Annotated in this window: 1 protein-coding gene; it reads right to left on the bottom strand. The window is 43.9% G+C overall.

The window, feature by feature from the left end; all coding sequences use genetic code 11:
• Nucleotides 1-52 precede the first annotated feature (52 nt).
• Nucleotides 53-506: methyl-accepting chemotaxis protein (locus A3763_RS04720; RefSeq protein ID WP_231872108.1), on the bottom strand; the 454-nt coding region annotated here is incomplete at its 5' end.

Below are 506 nucleotides of genomic sequence, written 5' to 3'. Positions count from 1 at the left end.
GTGATAATTTAATTCCATCGTATACAGGCTATTGAGTATAGCTTGCTGATGATTAGGAGACTTTGAATTGATTGACTAGTTGTTCCAGTTCAATCGCGAATTCAGCTTGTTGCTCAGACAGTACGCGAGTGGTGCCAGCATTTTCTGTGTTGACTTCAGCGTGATCCTTAATGCCAACAATTTTCTCACTCATATCTTCAGCCACAGCACTTTGTTCTTCAGCGGCTGTCGCGATTTGGGTACTCATATTATTGATTTGATTGACCATATTGGTGACATTTTCCAATGAGTGGTTGGCGGTATTGGCTTGCTCTACAGTTTCATGGACCTTAGAGAGGCTTTCTTCCATCACACCCACCGCATTTTCAGCGTTTTCTTGAAGCTTATTAACGATGATGTCAATTTCTTCGGTTGATTCTTGGGTTTTACCTGCCAATGTTCTGACTTCATCTGCGACGACCGCAAAACCCCGGCCTTGTTCACCTGCTCTCGCGGCTTCAATGGCA

Source organism: Oleiphilus sp. HI0128, from assembly GCF_001635365.1.
The sequence above is the reverse complement of the archived record's forward strand: the minus strand, read 5'-3'. Positions and strand labels throughout refer to the sequence as shown.